The 16,276-nt window shown below is 70.7% G+C and carries 20 protein-coding genes and 1 pseudogene; 15 read left to right on the top strand and 6 right to left on the bottom strand.

Translation table 11 applies throughout. The features are described 5' to 3' along the window. Positions 1-36 precede the first annotated feature (36 nt). The 3 genes from ACTMMA_RS16475 to ACTMMA_RS16465 all read left to right on the top strand — a co-directional run bounded on the left by ACTMMA_RS16475 (position 37) and on the right by ACTMMA_RS16465 (position 2,173). Positions 37-900 carry a sulfurtransferase gene (locus ACTMMA_RS16475; RefSeq protein WP_441191196.1) on the top strand — a complete coding sequence of 288 codons (864 nt, stop codon included), beginning with the start codon at positions 37-39 and terminating at the stop codon, positions 898-900. Between the two features lie 243 nt (positions 901-1,143). Further along, positions 1,144-1,620 (top strand): hypothetical protein, encoded by a 477-nt coding sequence (locus ACTMMA_RS16470; RefSeq protein ID WP_441191195.1) that lies wholly within the window; start codon positions 1,144-1,146, stop codon positions 1,618-1,620. A 10-nt stretch (positions 1,621-1,630) separates the two neighbouring features. Further along, a complete protein-coding gene (locus ACTMMA_RS16465; protein ID WP_441191194.1) occupies positions 1,631-2,173 on the top strand; it encodes a GrpB family protein in 543 nt (180 codons plus the stop codon). A 22-nt stretch (positions 2,174-2,195) separates the two neighbouring features. On the opposite strand, the gene ACTMMA_RS16460 is transcribed toward ACTMMA_RS16465, so the two are convergent. Both ACTMMA_RS16460 and ACTMMA_RS16455 read right to left on the bottom strand, forming a co-directional pair. Beyond that, the gene (locus ACTMMA_RS16460) at positions 2,196-2,387 is read right to left on the bottom strand and encodes a hypothetical protein (protein ID WP_441191219.1); all 192 of its coding nucleotides are present in this window, start codon (positions 2,385-2,387) and stop codon (positions 2,196-2,198) included. Continuing rightward, the gene (locus tag ACTMMA_RS16455; RefSeq protein ID WP_441191193.1) at positions 2,353-2,721 is read right to left on the bottom strand and encodes a histidine phosphatase family protein; all 369 of its coding nucleotides are present in this window, start codon (positions 2,719-2,721) and stop codon (positions 2,353-2,355) included. The genes ACTMMA_RS16460 and ACTMMA_RS16455 overlap by 35 nt, the downstream gene beginning before the upstream one ends. 164 nt (positions 2,722-2,885) lie before the next feature. Between ACTMMA_RS16455 and ACTMMA_RS16450 the strand changes: the two genes are divergently transcribed. Further along, positions 2,886-3,419 (top strand): type 1 glutamine amidotransferase domain-containing protein, encoded by a 534-nt coding sequence (locus ACTMMA_RS16450; protein ID WP_441191192.1) that lies wholly within the window; start codon positions 2,886-2,888, stop codon positions 3,417-3,419. Between the two features lie 3 nt (positions 3,420-3,422). Here ACTMMA_RS16450 and dusB read toward each other — a convergent pair whose 3' ends face one another. Together dusB and ACTMMA_RS16440 are read right to left on the bottom strand one after the other, a co-directional pair. After that, positions 3,423-4,625: a tRNA dihydrouridine synthase DusB gene (gene dusB / locus ACTMMA_RS16445; RefSeq protein ID WP_441191191.1), complete on the bottom strand. Its 1,203-nt coding sequence runs from the start codon at positions 4,623-4,625 to the stop codon at positions 3,423-3,425. 21 nt (positions 4,626-4,646) lie between these two features. Next, a complete protein-coding gene (locus tag ACTMMA_RS16440) occupies positions 4,647-5,540 on the bottom strand; it encodes an ArgP/LysG family DNA-binding transcriptional regulator (RefSeq protein WP_441191190.1) in 894 nt (297 codons plus the stop codon). An 80-nt stretch (positions 5,541-5,620) separates the two neighbouring features. On the opposite strand from ACTMMA_RS16440, the gene ACTMMA_RS16435 reads away from it, so the two are divergent. Then, entirely contained in the window at positions 5,621-6,235 is a 615-nt protein-coding gene (locus ACTMMA_RS16435) for a LysE/ArgO family amino acid transporter (RefSeq protein WP_441191189.1), read from the top strand. Between the two features lie 81 nt (positions 6,236-6,316). On the opposite strand, the gene ACTMMA_RS16430 is transcribed toward ACTMMA_RS16435, so the two are convergent. Continuing rightward, positions 6,317-7,717 carry a glycine--tRNA ligase gene (locus ACTMMA_RS16430; RefSeq protein WP_441191188.1) on the bottom strand — a complete coding sequence of 467 codons (1,401 nt, stop codon included), beginning with the start codon at positions 7,715-7,717 and terminating at the stop codon, positions 6,317-6,319. A 55-nt stretch (positions 7,718-7,772) separates the two neighbouring features. Between ACTMMA_RS16430 and ACTMMA_RS16425 the strand changes: the two genes are divergently transcribed. From ACTMMA_RS16425 to ACTMMA_RS16395, 7 genes are all read left to right on the top strand, one after another. After that, a complete protein-coding gene (locus ACTMMA_RS16425) occupies positions 7,773-8,144 on the top strand; it encodes a DUF6703 family protein (RefSeq protein WP_441191187.1) in 372 nt (123 codons plus the stop codon). Between the two features lie 76 nt (positions 8,145-8,220). Beyond that, on the top strand, positions 8,221-9,204 hold the full coding sequence (locus tag ACTMMA_RS16420) for a metal ABC transporter substrate-binding protein (RefSeq protein WP_441191186.1): 984 nt from the start codon (positions 8,221-8,223) through the stop codon (positions 9,202-9,204). Then, a complete protein-coding gene (locus ACTMMA_RS16415; RefSeq protein WP_441191185.1) occupies positions 9,201-9,965 on the top strand; it encodes a metal ABC transporter ATP-binding protein in 765 nt (254 codons plus the stop codon). Before ACTMMA_RS16420 ends, ACTMMA_RS16415 begins: the two co-directional genes overlap by 4 nt. Then, complete coding sequence (locus ACTMMA_RS16410) at positions 9,962-10,972, top strand: metal ABC transporter permease (protein WP_441191184.1); 1,011 nt, start codon at positions 9,962-9,964, stop codon at positions 10,970-10,972. The genes ACTMMA_RS16415 and ACTMMA_RS16410 overlap by 4 nt, the downstream gene beginning before the upstream one ends. Continuing rightward, positions 10,969-11,361 (top strand): Fur family transcriptional regulator, encoded by a 393-nt coding sequence (locus ACTMMA_RS16405; RefSeq protein WP_441191183.1) that lies wholly within the window; start codon positions 10,969-10,971, stop codon positions 11,359-11,361. Before ACTMMA_RS16410 ends, ACTMMA_RS16405 begins: the two co-directional genes overlap by 4 nt. Before the next feature lie 52 nt (positions 11,362-11,413). After that, positions 11,414-12,040 (top strand): GNAT family N-acetyltransferase, encoded by a 627-nt coding sequence (locus ACTMMA_RS16400; protein ID WP_441191182.1) that lies wholly within the window; start codon positions 11,414-11,416, stop codon positions 12,038-12,040. 48 nt (positions 12,041-12,088) lie between these two features. After that, positions 12,089-12,986 (top strand): IS5 family transposase gene (locus tag ACTMMA_RS16395; protein WP_425498246.1). Its coding sequence is split into 2 segments (ribosomal slippage): positions 12,089-12,433 and positions 12,435-12,986, totalling 897 coding nucleotides; the frame shifts between segments, so codons are not numbered across the junction. Here the strand turns inward: ACTMMA_RS16395 and ACTMMA_RS16390 are convergent. Continuing rightward, positions 12,977-13,366 carry a heavy metal-responsive transcriptional regulator gene (locus tag ACTMMA_RS16390; protein WP_285179099.1) on the bottom strand — a complete coding sequence of 130 codons (390 nt, stop codon included), beginning with the start codon at positions 13,364-13,366 and terminating at the stop codon, positions 12,977-12,979. The two genes, ACTMMA_RS16395 and ACTMMA_RS16390, sit on opposite strands and share 10 nt — an antisense overlap. 110 nt (positions 13,367-13,476) lie before the next feature. Here ACTMMA_RS16390 and ACTMMA_RS16385 point away from each other — a divergent pair. From ACTMMA_RS16385 to istB, 3 genes and pseudogenes are all read left to right on the top strand, one after another. Continuing rightward, positions 13,477-13,884 (top strand): annotated as a pseudogene (locus ACTMMA_RS16385) (FAD-dependent oxidoreductase); the annotation flags it as partial. 139 nt (positions 13,885-14,023) lie between these two features. Continuing rightward, positions 14,024-15,373 carry a Mu transposase domain-containing protein gene (locus tag ACTMMA_RS16380; protein ID WP_441188762.1) on the top strand — a complete coding sequence of 450 codons (1,350 nt, stop codon included), beginning with the start codon at positions 14,024-14,026 and terminating at the stop codon, positions 15,371-15,373. Next, positions 15,370-16,215, top strand: a complete 846-nt coding sequence (gene istB / locus ACTMMA_RS16375) for an IS21-like element helper ATPase IstB (RefSeq protein ID WP_441188763.1) — start codon at positions 15,370-15,372, stop codon at positions 16,213-16,215. The genes ACTMMA_RS16380 and istB overlap by 4 nt, the downstream gene beginning before the upstream one ends. The last annotated feature ends 61 nt before the right edge of the window (positions 16,216-16,276 follow it).

Below are 16,276 nucleotides of genomic sequence, written 5' to 3'. Positions count from 1 at the left end.
CCACGCGTCCCACCTCCGCGGTCTAGGGTCAGGTCCATGGACAGTCCGCTCATCACGCCCACCGACCTCGCCGCGCAGCTCTCCGGGGATGCGCCCCCGGTCCTGGTCGACGTCCGGTGGCAGCTCGGCACGGGGGTCGAGGCCAACCGCGCCGACTACCTGAAGGGTCACCTGCCCGGCGCCGCCTTCCTGGACCTCGAGTCCACTCTCTCCGACCCCGTCGCGGAGGGCGGCCGGGGAGGTCGCCACCCGATGCCGTCCCTCGAGCGGGTGCAGGAGGCGCTCCGCGCGGTCGGGGTATGCAGCAGCCGTCCCGTGGTCTTCTACGACGCCAAGCGCTCGCTCGGGGCGGCACGCGCCTGGTGGGTCGCGAGCTATTACGGCGTCGAGGACGCCGCGGTGCTGGACGGCGGGCTCGCGGCCTGGCAGGCGGCCGGGCTCCCCGTGGAGACCGGCGAGGTCGAGCCGGACCCCGGGAACGTCGAGCTGCAGGCCGGCGGACGTGAGCTGGTGGAGGCTGCAGACGTCGCCGCGGTCGGCGAGGGCACGCAGGTCATCGACGCCCGGCCGGCGGACCGCTACCGCGGGGAGAACGAGACCGTCGACCCGGTGGCCGGTCACATCCCCGGTGCGTTGAGCCTGCCCGCCCTGAGCATCCTCGACAGAGACGGTCGCTTCCCCGACCGCGAGCGGCTCGAGGAGCTGCTCGGCGCTGCGGGCGGGAGCGGCGGTGCTCCCTCCGTCGTCTACTGCGGCTCCGGGGTGCAGGCGGCCCACCTGGCCCTGGCCCTCGAGGCCCGCGCCCTCGGCCCCGCCGCGCCGGCGGTCTACGTGGGGTCCTGGAGCGACTGGATCACCGACCCCTCCCGCCCCATCGCCACCGGCCCCAACCCGCGCTGACCTCCTCCCCTCATCCCGCCCCCCCACCCGACCCCTCCATCCCGACCGAGAGCGCTCAATGGTTGCCCCCAGCCCCACCAAGCGCGGCCCATGGTTGCCCTCAACCCCACGGGCGCGTCGAATGGTTGCGCGGCCCCCTGATGAGGCCTCTCCCGCGACCGCGCGCGACCGAAAAGGGCTGACGTGACATCTGTGCTCGGACCTGCAGGCCGCACGATCAGGATCGGTGGGCAGCCACGGCCCGTGCTCCTGCAGAAGCTGCAGGAGCAGGGAGTGCACCTCAACGAGCACGCCCAGACGCTCCTGGCTCACCCGGTCTTCGACGCTCCGGAGGAGCGTGAGCTGCACTTCGTCGAACGGACGGTGCAGGAGCTGGGGATGGCCGACGGGGGAACACTCGCGCAGATCTTCGACGCCGCGCGACAAGCCAATCTGACCCCTTGCCCGGCGACGAGCGGCCCCTACCTCCGGCTGGCCACGATGGGTCAGGTCAACGCCCCCGACTCCGTGCTGTCCGCGGGCAGACCCCCGGCCGGCGCCCTCCACGTCGCCTCCGAGCCCCTCAGCGACGACGACGAGTACCCGAAGGGCTTCTACCTGCGCGTGGTGGACGACCGGGTCTGGCTGAGGGGGTATCGCTGCGACGCCGGCTACGAGCTGGGACCGGATCAGCGCCTGGCCTTCGTTCAACCCGCGCGGCTCGTCGGTGGCCGCCCCTAGCCTTTCTCTCGTGACGTGGGCTGAGCAGTATCCCGAGGAGCGACTCGTTGCCCCGGACCCGTCATGGCCAGCGCGCTACGCCCAGTTCGCAGCACACCTGCAGCAGGCCCTGGGGCACGGATGGGTGATGGAGCACTCGGGCTCAACCGCGGTCCCAGGCCTGTGTGCCAAGCCGGTGATCGATATCGTCCTGCGCCTGCCTGAGGGTCAGAACCGCCCCGATGTCGACGACGAGCTGTTGGCAGCCGGATGGTCCGTTGCCGTCGTCGTGGGCGATCACTGGGCCACCTTCTACCCCACGGCGGGTCGCAGGGCAGCGATCAGCCACATCTACACTGCGGCCCAGTGGCCCGAGGCCCACATGCGCCTGTTCGTCCGTTGGCTCCGGACGCACCCCGCGGACCGTCGCCGGTATGCAGATCTGAAGAGGAAGCTGGTTGCGGCGGGCGTCTGGAGTGCTGACTACACGCACCGGAAGGCGGAGTTCGTCCTCGAGATCGTCAACAAGGCGCGCGAGGAGCAAGGGCTGTTACCGATCGATGGCAGGCTCTGAACGCGGCAGGGCATGCGTCCCATCAGTTGAGGTCCACTTCGACGATGTCCGGAAAACGCAGGGACTCCCAACGATCGCCTGCTGCAACCCCTGTGGTCAGCAACCCGACGTGAACCAGCCAGGCAGTCATCACCATGCCGTGCGAACCAACGACGAGTTCCGACGACTTCCGGCCATATTCACGGATTCCCTCGTCGGAACGAGCGCCCGCCATCTGGGGGGGACTCCCAGCCGACGTGCCGCTCGTCGAGCTCGCCCTCGACCCAGGCCCGGCGACGTGACCGGAACGCGTCATCGAAAGGCTCGACCCGCACCACCTCGTTGAATCGTGCGTCCTGGGCGACGCGACGGATGGTGTGGGGGCATAGGCATTCCAGGGTCTCCACCGCCTTGCGTTCTTCGCTCGATAACCAGAGACGGTGATCGTCCCGGACTCTAGATCGCAGCCGCTCCGCATCGCGTCGCCCCTCCTCGGACAGCGGCCATGAGCGAGGCGCGGCAGCGGGAGAGGGAGACGGCATCGCGTGCCGGACAAGCGTGACCTTCACAGATCATGTCTACACGGGGCCGTCGACCTGTGCCCTGGGCCAGACCCCACACCCACGGGCAGATCGAGCCTGGCTCTCTGATCCGCACACGGCTCGGGATGCAGGACGCCACCGCCTTTCCTACGGTGGACAAGGAACCCCAACCCCCGACGAAAGGTCACCTGATGACCCAGCGTCTGAGCGGCAAGAAGATCGCCTTCCTCCTCACCGACGGCTTCGAGGACAGCGAGCTCACCAGCCCGTGGAACACCGTGACCGAGGCCGGCGCGACCGCCCACCTCATCGCCCCATCCTCCGGTGAGGTCGAGGGCAAGAAGGGCCACACCCAGTCCGTCGACGTGACCGCGGCCAGCGCCTCGGCCGCCGACTACGACGCCCTGGTCCTGCCCGGCGGCACCGGCAACGCCGACGCCCTCCGGACGGACGAGGACGCCGTGCGGTTCACCCGCGAGATCACCTCGGCCGGCAAGCCGGTCGCCGTCATCTGCCACGGAGCCTGGATCCTCACCGAGGCCGACGCCGTCAAGGGCCGCCGGATGACCTCTTACCCATCCCTGAAGACCGACCTGCGCAACGCTGGCGCAACCTGGGTCGACGAGGAGGTCGTCGTCGACACCGCTGGCCCGCTCGTGAGCAGCCGCACCCCGAAGGACCTGCCCGCGTTCAACCGCGAGCTGGTCGAGGCATTCTCGGGCTGACCCTCAGCCGCCGGAGACGGACAGCTCGGCCTCGGCGACCGTGGCCCGCTGGTCGGCATCGAGCTCCCGCGACTCCAGCCATCGGTCCGGCAGCGCCACGATGCGCGAGGACCCGGCCCGGCCGCGCTGCCCCTCGGCGGCGTCGCCGGGCCACGGCTGGCCCAGGTCGAGGCCGTCGACCAACCGGTCGAGATCCTCGAGGGTGTTGATCAGCCCCAGCTGGTGGCGCATCTGGCCACCGACGGAGAAACCCTTGAAGTACCACGCGATGTGCTTGCGGATGTCGCGACAGCCCTTGCCCTCGTCACCGTGGAAGTCGGCGAGCAGCTGGGCGTGGCGGCGCAGCACCCGCGCCACTTCGCGCAGGTCGGGGGTGACACGCACCCGTGAGCCGGCGAAGGCAGCCGCCAGGTCGGTGAACAGCCACGGCCGCCCCAGGCAGCCCCGGCCCACGACGACCCCGTCGCACCCGGTGTGCTCGACCATGCGCACCGCATCGTCGGCCGACCAGATGTCGCCGTTGCCGAGCACCGGGATCGTGGTCACGGCCGCCTTGAGCTCAGCGATCCGGTCCCAGTCGGCCTGGCCCGAGTAGGCCTGGGCGGCGGTCCGACCATGCAGCGCAACCGCGGCGGCACCCTCTTCCTCGGCGATCCGCCCCGCGTCCAGGAAGGTGATGTGGTCGGCGTCGATGCCCACCCGCATCTTCACGGTCAGCGGGATTCCACCCTCGCTCGCCTCGCGGACGGCGGCCCGGACGATCCCCCGGAACAGGTCGGTCTTCCACGGCAGCGCCGCTCCCCCGCCCTTGCGGGTGACCTTGGGCACCGGGCAGCCGAAGTTGAGGTCGACATGGTCGGCGCGGTCCTCGCGCACCAGCATCCGGACTGCGGCCCCGACCGTGGCCGGGTCGACGCCGTAGAGCTGGACCGAGCGAGGCGACTCGCCCTCCTCGTGCTCGATGAGCTTCATCGAGATGGGTGTGCGCTCCACGAGGGCCCGGCTGGTGACCATCTCGCTGACGTAGAGGCACGTCCCGCCGGAGGCGCCGGCACTGGCCAGCCCCTCATCGCCATACTCACGGCAGAGCTTGCGGAAGGCCTTGTTGGTGATGCCGGCCATCGGTGCCAGGACCACCGGTGACTCGATGGTGTGGCGGCCGATCGTCAGGGCCGGGAGGGGCGGGGTGGGGGTGCTGAGCGTCATGACCGACCTAGTGTCCCATCTTCATCGGTGCAGGCCCGCCTCCGCGGCCTCCCTGACCCGTTCGCCCAGGATGTCCAGGACCCGCGAGGGCAGCCGACGGGCCAACCAGTGCAGGGGCACGTCGAGGTGCGCGTGACGGGTGAAGGTCACCAGATCGCCAGTGGCGAGTCCCTCCTCGGCCCAGGACAGGGGGACCATGCCCCAGCCCATACCGAGCCGGATCGCCTCGGCGCAGTCCCGGCTGGAGCCGTAGAAGCCGGCCGGAGGGTCGATCTCCCGCCGCACCCACCGCCGCGCCGCCCGGTGCTGCAGCAGATCCTTGCGGTCGAAGCGCACCATGGGCGCCAGGTCCAGGTCCGCCGCACGGGCCCCGCGGCGCAGCCACCGGTCGCGGAAGGCCGGGGTGCACACGGCGAGGTAGCGCAGCGACCCCAGCGGGATGAGCGTGCAGCCTGGGACGGGTGCCGGGTCGGACGTCACCGCGGCCAGTGCTGCGCCGGACCGGACCAGGTCGGAGGCGTGGTCCTCGTCCTCGCGGATCACGTCGAGGGTGATGCCGAGGTCGGCCTGGGTGGCGGCGAGCGCGGGGAGCAACCAGGTGGCCAGCGAGTCGGCGTTGGCGATGACGGGCACCAGAGGGTATGCCGAGCCGCCCCGCTCCGGGACCAGCTCGCCGAGGGCGTCCTGGACGAGGAGGTCCCAGTCGCCCGCGAGCCGGAGCAGCACCTCTCCCGCCGCCGTGGCCGACACCGGCTTGGTCCGGCTGACCACCACCTGCCCCACGGACTGCTCCAGCGCGCGGATCCGCTGGGAGACGGCCGAGGGCGTGACGTGCAGGCGAGCCGCAGCGCGCTCGAACGTGCCTTCCCGCACCGCGCTGGCGAGCGTCTGGAGGCCGACAGGGTCGATCAACATGCAGTCAGACTAAGGGTTCTGAAGAATCATTCATCAATCTGATGCCGTTGGAGGCCTCTCCAAACCCTATCGTCGATGCCGTGACCTCCTCCCTCACCGTCTACGCGACCGGCCTGCTCACCGGGCTCGGCCTGATCATCGCGATCGGCGCGCAGAACGCCTACCTGCTGCGGCAGGGCCTGCGCCGCGCCCCGGTCGTGCCGCTGATCATCTTCTGCACGCTGGCCGACATGGTGCTGGCCGGGCTGGCGGTGCTCGGGGTCGGTGCCGTGGTGGCCGCGTGGCCACCCTTCCTGGACGCCGCCCGATGGGGTGGCGGGCTCTTCGTCATCGGGTATGGGGTGCACGCCGCCTGGCGCGCTCTGCACCCCGGCGAGGCGCTCACGGCCGAGGGTGGCGGGGTCGCGTCGGTGCGTCGATCCCTGGCGACGATGGCTGCGTTGACCTTTCTCAACCCCCACGTCTATCTCGACGTGACCCTCATCGGGAGCATCGCCAACAGCTTCGGCACCGACGGGCGCTGGGTCTACTGGGCCGGGATGGTCACCGGGAGCGCGCTGTGGTTCACCAGCCTTGGCCTGGGTGCCCGACGGCTCGCGCCGCTGTTCGCCCGACCCAGGTCGTGGCAACTGCTCGACGCCCTGATCGCCGTGGTGATGGTCTCGATCGGGCTGGGCCTCATCCTGGGCGGGTGAGACCGACGGCCTGGAGTCTTGTCCTGCGATCGGTGTCCTGCGCTTGTGGCGCTCCAGCACCACAAACGCAGGACAGCCGGGTCAGCAGCCGATCAGACGCTGGGCGAGGTAGCCCTCGACCTGGTCGAGGGAGACGCGCTCCTGGCTCATCGAGTCGCGGTCCCGGATGGTGACGGCCTGGTCCTCGAGGGTGTCGAAGTCGACCGTCACGCAGTAGGGCGTGCCGATCTCGTCCTGGCGACGGTAGCGGCGCCCGATGGCCCCGGCGTCGTCGAAGTCGACCATCCAGTGCTTGCGCAGGGTGGCGGCGAGGTCCTTGGCCTTGGGGGTCAGGTCGGCGTTGCGCGACAGCGGCAGGACGGCGACCTTCATCGGGGCCAGGCGCGGGTCGAGGCGCAGCACGGTGCGCTTGTCGACGCCGCCCTTGGCGTTGGGCGCCTCGTCCTCGGTGTAGGCCTCGACGAGGAAGGTCATCAGCGAGCGGCCCAGGCCGGCCGCGGGCTCGATGACGTAGGGGGTGTAGCGCTCGCCGCTGGCCTGGTCGAAGTAGCTCAGGTCCTGGCCGGAGTGCTTGCTGTGGGTGCCCAGGTCGAAGTCGGTGCGGTTGGCCACGCCCTCCAGCTCGCCCCACTCGCTGCCGGTGAAGTTGAAGCGGTACTCGATGTCGACGGTCCGCTTGGAGTAGTGCGACAGCTTCTCCTGCGGGTGCTCGTAGAGGCGCAGGTTGTCGCGGGAGATGCCCAGGTCGACGTACCAGTTCATCCGCTCGTCGATCCAGTGCTGGTGCCACTCCTCGTCCTCGCCGGGCTTGACGAAGAACTCCATCTCCATCTGCTCGAACTCGCGGGTGCGGAAGATGAAGTTGCCCGGCGTGATCTCGTTGCGGAAGCTCTTGCCGATCTGGGCGATGCCGAACGGCGGCTTCTTGCGGGCGGCACCCATGACGTTGGCGAAGTTGATGAAGATGCCCTGGGCGGTCTCGGGACGCAGGTAGTGCAGCCCGGACTCATCCTCGATGACGCCCAGGTAGGTCTTGAGCATCATGTTGAACTCGCGCGGCTCGGTCCAGGCCTTGTTGCCGCAGCTGGGGCAGGTGATGGTGTCGAGAGCGACGTCGTCCGGGTCGATCTCCTTGCCCTTCTTGGCCGCCTTGTCTGCCACCGCCTCCTGCAGGTGGTCGACACGGAAGCGCTTGTGGCAGGACTGGCACTCGGTCAGCGGGTCGGAGAACTCGCCGACGTGACCGGAGGCGACCCAGGTCTGGCGCGGCAGGATGATCGAGGAGTCCAGGGCCACGACGTCGTCGCGGGTCTGGACCATGGCCCGCCACCACTGCTTCTTGATGTTCTCCTTGAGCGCGACGCCGAGGGGCCCGTAGTCCCACGCGGACCTCGTGCCGCCATAGATCTCGCCGCAGGGGAAGACGAAGCCGCGGCGCTTGCAGAGAGAGACAACCGTGTCGACGGTAGAGGTAGAGGCCATGGCTCGACAGTCTAGTTGGCGCGGGAGCCAGCTCGTCCCCGGCTAGGCTGTCCGCGTGCCTTCGCCCTCCAGCCCATCCCCCGAGCCCGACCGTCGCGCCGTCGAGGACCGCGAAGACCCGATGGACCCGTCGCTGGAGCCCGGCCCCCTGCGCCGACGGATCGAGCAGGCCTCGCTCCCGGCGCTCAAGGCGCTTGCCAAGGTTCCGGTCTGGCTGCCCTTCCTGCTCCTGCTCGTGCTCCTCATCGGCGGCGGCTTCCTCGGCGGCCCGGTCGGCTGGACCCTCGTCGGCCTGGCGCTCGCCTTCATCCTGTGGCTGCTCTACCTGTCCTGGCCGCGCCTGAGCGGCGTGGAGCGCATGATGCGCCTGACGGTGCTCCTGCTCTTCCTCGTCGTCGCCATCACCCAGCTCGTCCCCCGAGGCTAGATCACCTCGGCCGGTCCGGCGCCCCGCACCATGGTGAAGTTGACAATGATTCTCATTTGAGCGCACACTCGAGGGTATGCAGCTTCGCCTCCTCTCCGCGCTAGTCCCCCTGGGGCTCATCCTGACCGCCTGCGGTGGCGGCTCCGCCGGCACCCCCACCGAGGGAGCAGGAGCGACGGACGGCTCGGGCGAGCAGCTGACGGTGATCACCAGCTTCTACCCGCTGGAGTACCTCACCAGCCGGATCGCCGGCGACCGCGCGCAGGTCCAGACCCTGACCGGTGCGGGCGCCGACCCCCACGAGGTCGAGCTCACCCCCAAGGTCGTGGGCTCTCTGGGCAGCGCCGACCTGGTGGTCTACTCCGCCGGGATGCAGCCGGCCGTCGACGAGGCGGTCGCCCAGCAGGCGGCCGACCACAGCCTCGACGTCGCACCCGTCGCCGATCTGCTCGCGCTCGGCGAGAGCGAGGACGAGCACTCCGGCCACGCGGACGATGAGGACGGGTCGGAGGATGCTCACGCCGGCCACGACCACGGCCCCGAGGACCCGCACTTCTGGCTCGATCCCGAGCGCTACGGCCACGTGGCCGAGACGATCGCCGAGCAGCTGGCGTCCTTGGACCCCGACCACGGCCAGGGCTACACCGACCGCGCGGCCGAGGTCGTCGCGGAGCTCGAGGCCCTGGACGAGGAGTTCGCGGCCGGTCTGGCCACCTGCCAGAGCCGCGACCTCGTCACGACCCATGAGGCCTTCGGATATCTGGCGCACCGCTACGACCTGCACCAGACCGGCATCACGGGCATCAGCCCGGAGTCGGAGCCCTCCCCCGCCCGGCTGGCCGAGGTCAGCGCGCAGATCGAGAGGGCCGGCGTGACCACGGTCTTCGCCGAGCCGATCCTCACCGACGCCATCGCCCGGACCGTGGCCACGGAGACCGGGGCCCAGGTCCTGACCCTGGACCCGCTCGAGGGCATCACCTCGGCCTCGGCCGGCACCGACTATTCCTCGGTGATGCGCGCCAACCTCGAGGCTCTCCAGGAAGGCCTCGGCTGCTCATGACATCACCCACCGCCCACCTCTCCCGACCCACGACCGGGCAGGTCCTGGAGCTCCACCGTGCTGCCTTCGGCTACCGCGGCCGTGCCGTCGTGACCGACGTGGACCTGTCGGTCACCGGCGGGGAGGTCCTGGCAGTGCTCGGCCCGAACGGCTCCGGGAAGACGACGCTCGTCAAGGGGCTCCTCGGGCTCTCCGAGCACCTCAGCGGGGAGGTCCGTGTCATGGGCACCCCGCTGGCGACGCTCCGCGACAGGACACGCATCGGCTATGTGCCGCAGCGCCACACCCTCACCGGTGGGGTGCGGGCCACCGCCACCGAGGTCGTGGCGACCGGCCTGCTGGCAACACGCCCGTGGTGGCGGCCGGCACGCGCGCAGGACCGCGCGGCGGTCCAGGACGCCCTGGCCACGGTGGGCCTGGCCGACCGGGCCCGCTTCGACGTCGAGACGCTCTCCGGCGGCCAGCAGCGCCGGGTGCTCATCGCCCGGGCGCTGGTGGCGCGTCCGGACGTCCTCATCATGGACGAGCCCACAGCAGGGGTCGACGCCGCCAGCCAGGCCGTCCTGGCCGGGGTCCTCCAAGAGCTGGGATCCATGGGCACGACCATGCTCGTGGTCACCCACGAGCTCACCGCCCTGCGCGGCATCGTGGACCGGATCGTGGAGGTCGACTCGGGCCACCTGACCTTCGACGGGACACCTGACGCCTACGCCGACCATCAGCGCGACGTGGCTCTCGCGGCAGGACGAGGTGCGGCATGACCGAGATGCTCAGTCTGGAGTTCATGCGCAACGCGCTCCTGGCCGCGCTCTGCGTGGGCCTGGCCGCGCCGCTCGTCGGGGTCTTCCTCGTGCAGCGCCGCCTCTCCCTCATCGGTGACGGCCTGGGGCACGTGGCACTGGCGGGCGTGGCGATCGGCGTGCTGACCGACCAGGCTCCCCTGCTCACCGCCCTGGCCGCCGCCGTGCTCGCCGGCGCGGCGATCGAGCTCATCCGCGCGCGCTGGCACACCTCGGGCGACATCGCGCTCGCCCTGATGTTCTACGGCGGGATCGCCGCCGGCGTGGTGATCATCAACAAGGTCGACGGCGCACAGACCGGCAACCTCACCGGCTACCTCTTCGGGGCGATCACGACCACCTCGCGCAGCGACCTGGTGGTCTTCGCCATCCTCTCGGCGCTCATCGTCACCGTCACCCTCCTCCTGAGGCAGCGCCTCTTCGCGGTCGCCGGGGACGAGGAGTACGCCCGCGCCAGCGGCCTGCCCGTGCTCGCCCTCAACATCCTGCTCGCGGTGCTCACCGCGGTCACCGTCGTCGTGGCCATGCGGGTGATCGGCCTGCTGCTCATCAGCGCCCTGATGATCCTGCCCAACGCCGCCGCCCAGCAACTGGCCGGCAGCTTCGCCACGGGCACCCGGTGGGCCGCCCTCCTGGGGGTCCTGGCCGCCGTGGGCGGGGTCGTGGCCTCCTACCAGCTGGACACCGCCGCCGGAGGCACGATCGTCCTGCTGTCGGTCCTGATCTTCTTCCTCGCGGCCGGAGTGGGTATGGTCGCCAGGACGACGGCCCGACGACGGCACCGCTCAGCGGAGCGGCACCTGCACGAGCACGGTCCCGGGTGCGGGCACGAGGCGGTCCCGCACGGCGACCACGTCGACTACCTGCACGACGGGCACCGGCACGCGGCGCACGAGGGTCACTACGACGAGCACCACCCGGCCGACCACGAGGACCAGGAAGGGCACCAGGAGAAGGTCAGCACATGAGCACCAGCACCCGGCGACCGACCCGCCAGCAGAGCGCCGTGATCGAGCGGCTCGGCGAGGCGGAGGAGTTCGTCAGCGCGCAGGACCTGCACGCCCGCCTCCGGGAGTCGGGCGCCAAGGTGGGCCTGGCCACGGTCTACCGGACCCTGACCGGCCTGGCCGCCGCCGGTGAGATCGACATGATCCGCACCGACGAGGGTGAGGCGGTCTACCGCAGGTGCTCCACCGGGCACCATCACCACCTGGTCTGCCGGGACTGCGGACGCACGGTGGAGATCGAAGGACCGGCTGTGGAGCGCTGGGCCGATGCCGTCGCCGCCGAGCACGGCTACCGCGATGTGAGCCACACCCTGGAGATTTTCGGCACGTGCCGCAGCTGCGCGTCGTGACGGCACCGTAATTCGATGGCAGAACCCGTCGCTGCGCCCTAGCATCGGCGGCGTGGGATTCCTGGTTCGAGACTTCGCCGCCATCGATGAGGCGTCCTGGCTGCGCTGCCGGGCGCTCTCCTTCCTCGGCTCCTCCTACTTCGACGACGTGAAGACGGCACGCACCGCCTTCGACGGCGAAGCCATCCAGCTCGTCGCGGCTAACCCCAAGCCGGAGGGCATGACGACCCCGGGGGACGATGAGATCATCGGGATCCTCGACGTCGAGCTCTGGGAGGATGACGGCCGCCCCGTGGCCACCATCGACACCGTCGCGGTCCACCCGGACCACCAGCGCCAGGGCGTCGCCGACGCCCTGCTCGGTGAGGCGCTGGACCGTCTCCGCGACCGGGGCCTCCGCTGGCTCGACGCCTGGACGCGCGCAGACGCCGAGGCCTGCGGGTGGTACGAGGCCAAGGGCTTCACCGTCGACCAGACCTATCTCCACGTCTACAAGGGCGGCTCCGAGGAGGTCGAGGACCCGCACGGCGACGAGGGTTTCGACGCGCCATTCGCCCTCGGCGCCCCGGTGAAGGGCTTCTTCCACGGTCCCGACGAGGATCCGGAGGTGTGGCGCGCGCGCTTCGCCAGGGTGCACCAGTGCAGGCGCTACCTGCGTCAGCTCGTCGTCCCGGACTAGGGCGTGTTGCTAAACACCTCTGGCTGGGGTGCGGGTGAGCCTTGGAGGATGTCGCGTGATGTGATCTCGGATCAGGTGTGGGCTGTGATCGGCCCGTTGTTTCCGTCGGTGAGGGCTACGGGGCGCCCACCGGTGGACCGGCGCACTGTGGTGGAGGCCGTGGCGTGGCGGTATCGCACCGGGGCGCCGTGGCGGGATTTGCCGTCGCGGTTCGGGAACTGGAACACCATTTATAGGAACTTTCGCCGGTGGGCGACGGCCGGGGTGTGGGCGCGGGTGTTGGAGAAGGTCCAGTCGCTGGCGTACCAGCGGGGAGACCTGGACTGGGTGACCTCGATCGACTCCACGGTGGTGCGCGTGCACCAGCACGGGGCGACCTTGCCCAGGGACACAGGGGGCCGGATCGAACTACAAGAAGTTCGGGCCGGAGACGCCTGACCACGCCATCGGTCGCTCTCGGGGCGGGCTGACCACAAAGACGCATCTGGTCTGTGACGGGCGCGGCCGGGCGCTGGCGTTCATCCTCACCCCGGGGCAGGCGGCCGATACGAGCATGTTGGTCCCTACGCTGGGCCAGATCCGCGTGCCCGGTGCGGTCGGCAGACCGCGGACCCGTCCGGACCGGGTGCTGGCCGACAAGGGCTACCCCTCGAAAGCGAACCGGGCCTGGTTGCGCGCGCACGGCATCGCCGCGACGATCCCCGAACGCGACGATCAGATCGCCCACCGTCGGAACAGGCCGGGCCGACCGATCGATTTCGGGGAGCAGCAACGGGCCCGTTATCGCGGCCGGAACGTCGTGGAGCGATGCTTCAACCGGCTCAAGCAGTGGCGCGGGATCGCGCTGCGATCAGACAAGACCGCCGGCAGCTACCACGCCGGTCTGTGCCTGGCCGCCGCCCTCCACTGGCTCGCCACCGGTCAGCGTAGCGCGGCTCAGACGTAACGGCAGACCTGGTCGGGGCCGCAGGTGTCGGGGTGCAGGGTGGTGGCCTCGTCACGAAGCGAGGTGAGGGTGTCGCGTAGTGCGGTCAGGCTGCGCAGCTGGTCCTCGATGGCCGCCAGGCGTTGGTCGAGCAGGTCTCGGACGTGGCCGCAGGGCGCCTGCCCGCCGTCGCGGATCTCCAGCACCTGCTGGATCTGGGCCAGCGTGAGCCCGGCGCCCTGGCCGCGGCGGATGAAGTCCAGCCGGTCGAGCACGGTCGGGTCGTAGTCCCGGTACCCCGCGGCCGTGCGGTCCGGGGCGGGCAGCAAACCCTGCCCCTCATAGAACCGCAGCGTCTTGGTGCTGGTGCCCGCGGCGGAGGCGAGTTCACCGATCCTCATGACAGCCCTCTTCTCGGGGTCTCCGGCGGGATGGGCTTGACCTTCCCCTGCACTGGAAGGTCCATTCTGGCCTCAGTGGAGTATTTCGCCAAGTGATGGGGGTATCTCAAGTGGACCAGAAGGTGGACCTGGCGGTGATCGGCTCCGGGGGTGCGGCGTTCTCCGCCGCGATCCGGGCCCGGAACCTGGGCAAGTCGGTGGTGATGATCGAGCGCAGCACGGTCGGCGGGACCTGCGTGAACATCGGCTGCGTGCCGTCCAAAGCCCTCATCGCCGCCGCCGAGGCCCGCCACGTGGCCGCCGACGCCCCCGGCCGGTTCCCCGGCATCGCCACCGCGGCCGGCCCGGTGGACATGCCGGGTTTGATCGGCGGTAAGCAGTCCCTGGTGCAGGACCTGCAGGCGGCGAAGTACGTCGATCTCGCCGCCTCCTACGACTGGCCGATCCGGCAGGGGGTGGCCTCCTTCACCGGCACCCCGGAGGCCCCGCTGATGCGGGTCACCGGCCCGGACGGGAGTACCTGACGGCGCTCAGGTGAATCTCCCCAGTTCTGCTCACTGAAATTCCCCACCCTGTGGCCCCATCCGGGGACGGGCGGGGCTCCTTCGATGATGGCGGTCTCTGACCACACGCCTACTCGAAGGAGCCCCTCGTCCCATGCTGTCACGGGAGGAAGACATCGAAGTTCACGCGTTGGCCCGGCAGGGCTGGACGATCTCAGCGATCGCCCGGCATCTGGGTCGGGACCGTAAGACCATCCGCGCCTACCTGCGCGGAGACCGGGCCGCGGGCGTCCGCAAGCCGGCGGGGCAGGACCCGTTCGAGCCGTTCGTGGACTACGTCCGCGCCCGGCTGGCCGAGGACCCGCACCTGTGGGCGATGACCCTGTACGACGAGGTCGTCGAGCTGGGGTACGACAAGGCCTACTCCACCTTCACCCGGCAGGTCCGCACCCGCGGGCTGCGCCCGCACTGCGAACCGTGCGCCGGCACGAAGGGCCGCCCGGCGGCGGTGATCGAGCACCCACCGGGTGAGGAGACCCAGTGGGACTGGGTCGAGCTGCCGGACCCGCCCGAGCACTGGGGCTGGGGCACCAAGGCGTTCCTGCTCGTCGGTGCCCTGGCCCACTCCGGCCGGTGGCGCGGCGTGCTGTGCCCTTCGATGGACCAGGCTCACCTCATCGGCGCCCTCGACCGCGTGACCAGAGCGCTCGGCGGGCTCACGCGCTCGTGGCGGTTCGACCGGATGGCCACCGTGTGCCACCCGGCCACCGGGCGTGTGTCCGCGTCGTTCGCCGCGGTGGCCAAGCACTACGGCGTCGGTGTGGAGATCTGCCCGCCGCGGCGCGGCAACCGCAAGGGCGTGGTGGAGAAGGCCAACCACACCGCCGCCCAACGCTGGTGGCGCACCCTGGCCGACGAGGTCACCGTGGAGCAGGCGCAGGCGTCGTTGGACAAGTTCTGCACCACCCGTGGCGATGCCCGCATGCGGCCCGGCGGCCCCGACGGGAAGGCCTCCGTGCTCACCCTCGCCGCCAAGGAACCGCTGGCCCCGGTCCCGACCGTCCCGTTCCCCGCGTCGATCACCGAGGAGAGGGTCGTCTCGGCGCAGGCGCTGGTGGCCTGGCGCGGCAACTTCTACTCCGTCGCCCCCGAGCTCGCCCGTGCCCAGGTGACCGTCACCTGGCGCCTGGGCAGCACGCGCATCGACATCGCCACCACCTCCGGGACGGTGATCGCCCGGCACGAGCTCGCCCCCGACGGTGCTGGCGTCATGGTCCGCGAGCACGCCCACGTCACCGCGCTCGAGGCGCGCGTCCTCGCCGGGCACGACGCCTCTGTGCCGCACCGGCGCAAGGAACGCATCCCACCCGGCCCCGCAGCCCAGGCAGCCGCGCAGGCGCTGCGCGCCCGCCACCAACCCGAGCCCGCCACCACCGCGGACGTGGTCATCGACCTGTCCGCCTACGACAAAGCAGCCCGAGGAAGGAACACCCTGACCCGATGAACACCACACCCACGACCGCGACGACGACCGAGGCGCTGCCGGCGCCGATGATCACCAGCCAGGCGTCGACCTACCAGCAGCTGCGCTCCCACCTGGCCGCGTTGAAGCTGCACGCCGCCGCCGAGCACCTGCCCACCGTCCTGGCAACCGCCGCCGAGCAGGGGTGGTCGATGACCGCGACGTTGGAGCACCTGCTCGCCCGCGAGGTTGAGGCGACCGAGGCCCGCAAGCTCGCCGGCCGGCTCCGGTTCGCCTCACTGCCCACCCCGGCCACCCTGGCCGACTTCGACTTCGACGCCGCCCCGAACGTCGACCGCAAGCTCATCGACGAACTGGCCACCTGCCGGTACCTGGAGTCGGCGACCAACGTGCTGCTCATCGGCCCGCCCGGCGTCGGCAAGACGCACCTGGCCGTCGGCCTGGGCCGGGCCGCGGCCGAGGCCGGGTACCGCACCTACTTCACCACCGCCGCCGATCTGGCCGCCCGGTGCCACCGCGCCGCGATCGAAGGACGCTGGGCCACCACCATGCGCTTCTTCGCCGGCCCAACCCTGCTCATCATCGACGAGCTGGGCTACCTGCCGCTGCCCGGCGAGGCCGCCTCCGCGCTGTTCCAGGTCGTCTCCCAGCGCTACCTCAAGACGTCCATCGTGCTCACCACCAACCGCGGCGTCGCATCCTGGGGCGAGGTCCTAGGCGACAGCACCGTCGCCGCAGCCATGCTCGACCGGCTCCTGCACCGCTCCGTCGTGCTCAACCTCGAAGGCGACTCCTACCGGCTGCGCGACCACCACGCCCGCCAGGGCACCCTGCGAGCCGCCACCCGCCAACCCCTACACTGACCACCGCCCAAGGTGGGGAAATTCAGTGAGCATCACTGGGGAACTTCGACGAGCCTCGTCA

The sequence above is a fragment of the Ornithinimicrobium panacihumi genome (assembly GCF_052073805.1).
Taxonomy (GTDB): Bacteria; Actinomycetota; Actinomycetes; order Actinomycetales; family Dermatophilaceae; genus Ornithinicoccus; species Ornithinicoccus panacihumi.
This window is presented reverse-complemented; position numbering and strand designations above follow the sequence as displayed.

Bases quoted from the DNA above. Each gene is read 5' to 3' on its own strand.
- ACTMMA_RS16440 (WP_441191190.1), bottom strand. From the start codon at position 5,540: ATGTTGATCGACCCTGTCGGCCTCCAGACGCTCGCCAGCGCGGTGCGG.
- ACTMMA_RS16450 (WP_441191192.1), top strand. From the start codon at position 2,886: ATGACCCAGCGTCTGAGCGGCAAGAAGATCGCCTTCCTCCTCACCGAC.
- ACTMMA_RS16405 (WP_441191183.1), top strand. From the start codon at position 10,969: ATGAGCACCAGCACCCGGCGACCGACCCGCCAGCAGAGCGCCGTGATC.
- ACTMMA_RS16380 (WP_441188762.1), top strand. From the start codon at position 14,024: ATGCTGTCACGGGAGGAAGACATCGAAGTTCACGCGTTGGCCCGGCAG.
- ACTMMA_RS16410 (WP_441191184.1), top strand. From the start codon at position 9,962: ATGACCGAGATGCTCAGTCTGGAGTTCATGCGCAACGCGCTCCTGGCC.
- ACTMMA_RS16390 (WP_285179099.1), bottom strand. From the start codon at position 13,366: ATGAGGATCGGTGAACTCGCCTCCGCCGCGGGCACCAGCACCAAGACG.
- istB (WP_441188763.1), top strand. From the start codon at position 15,370: ATGAACACCACACCCACGACCGCGACGACGACCGAGGCGCTGCCGGCG.
- ACTMMA_RS16420 (WP_441191186.1), top strand. From the start codon at position 8,221: ATGCAGCTTCGCCTCCTCTCCGCGCTAGTCCCCCTGGGGCTCATCCTG.
- ACTMMA_RS16475 (WP_441191196.1), top strand. From the start codon at position 37: ATGGACAGTCCGCTCATCACGCCCACCGACCTCGCCGCGCAGCTCTCC.
- dusB (WP_441191191.1), bottom strand. From the start codon at position 4,625: ATGACGCTCAGCACCCCCACCCCGCCCCTCCCGGCCCTGACGATCGGC.
- ACTMMA_RS16415 (WP_441191185.1), top strand. From the start codon at position 9,201: ATGACATCACCCACCGCCCACCTCTCCCGACCCACGACCGGGCAGGTC.
- ACTMMA_RS16430 (WP_441191188.1), bottom strand. From the start codon at position 7,717: ATGGCCTCTACCTCTACCGTCGACACGGTTGTCTCTCTCTGCAAGCGC.
- ACTMMA_RS16460 (WP_441191219.1), bottom strand. From the start codon at position 2,387: ATGGCGGGCGCTCGTTCCGACGAGGGAATCCGTGAATATGGCCGGAAG.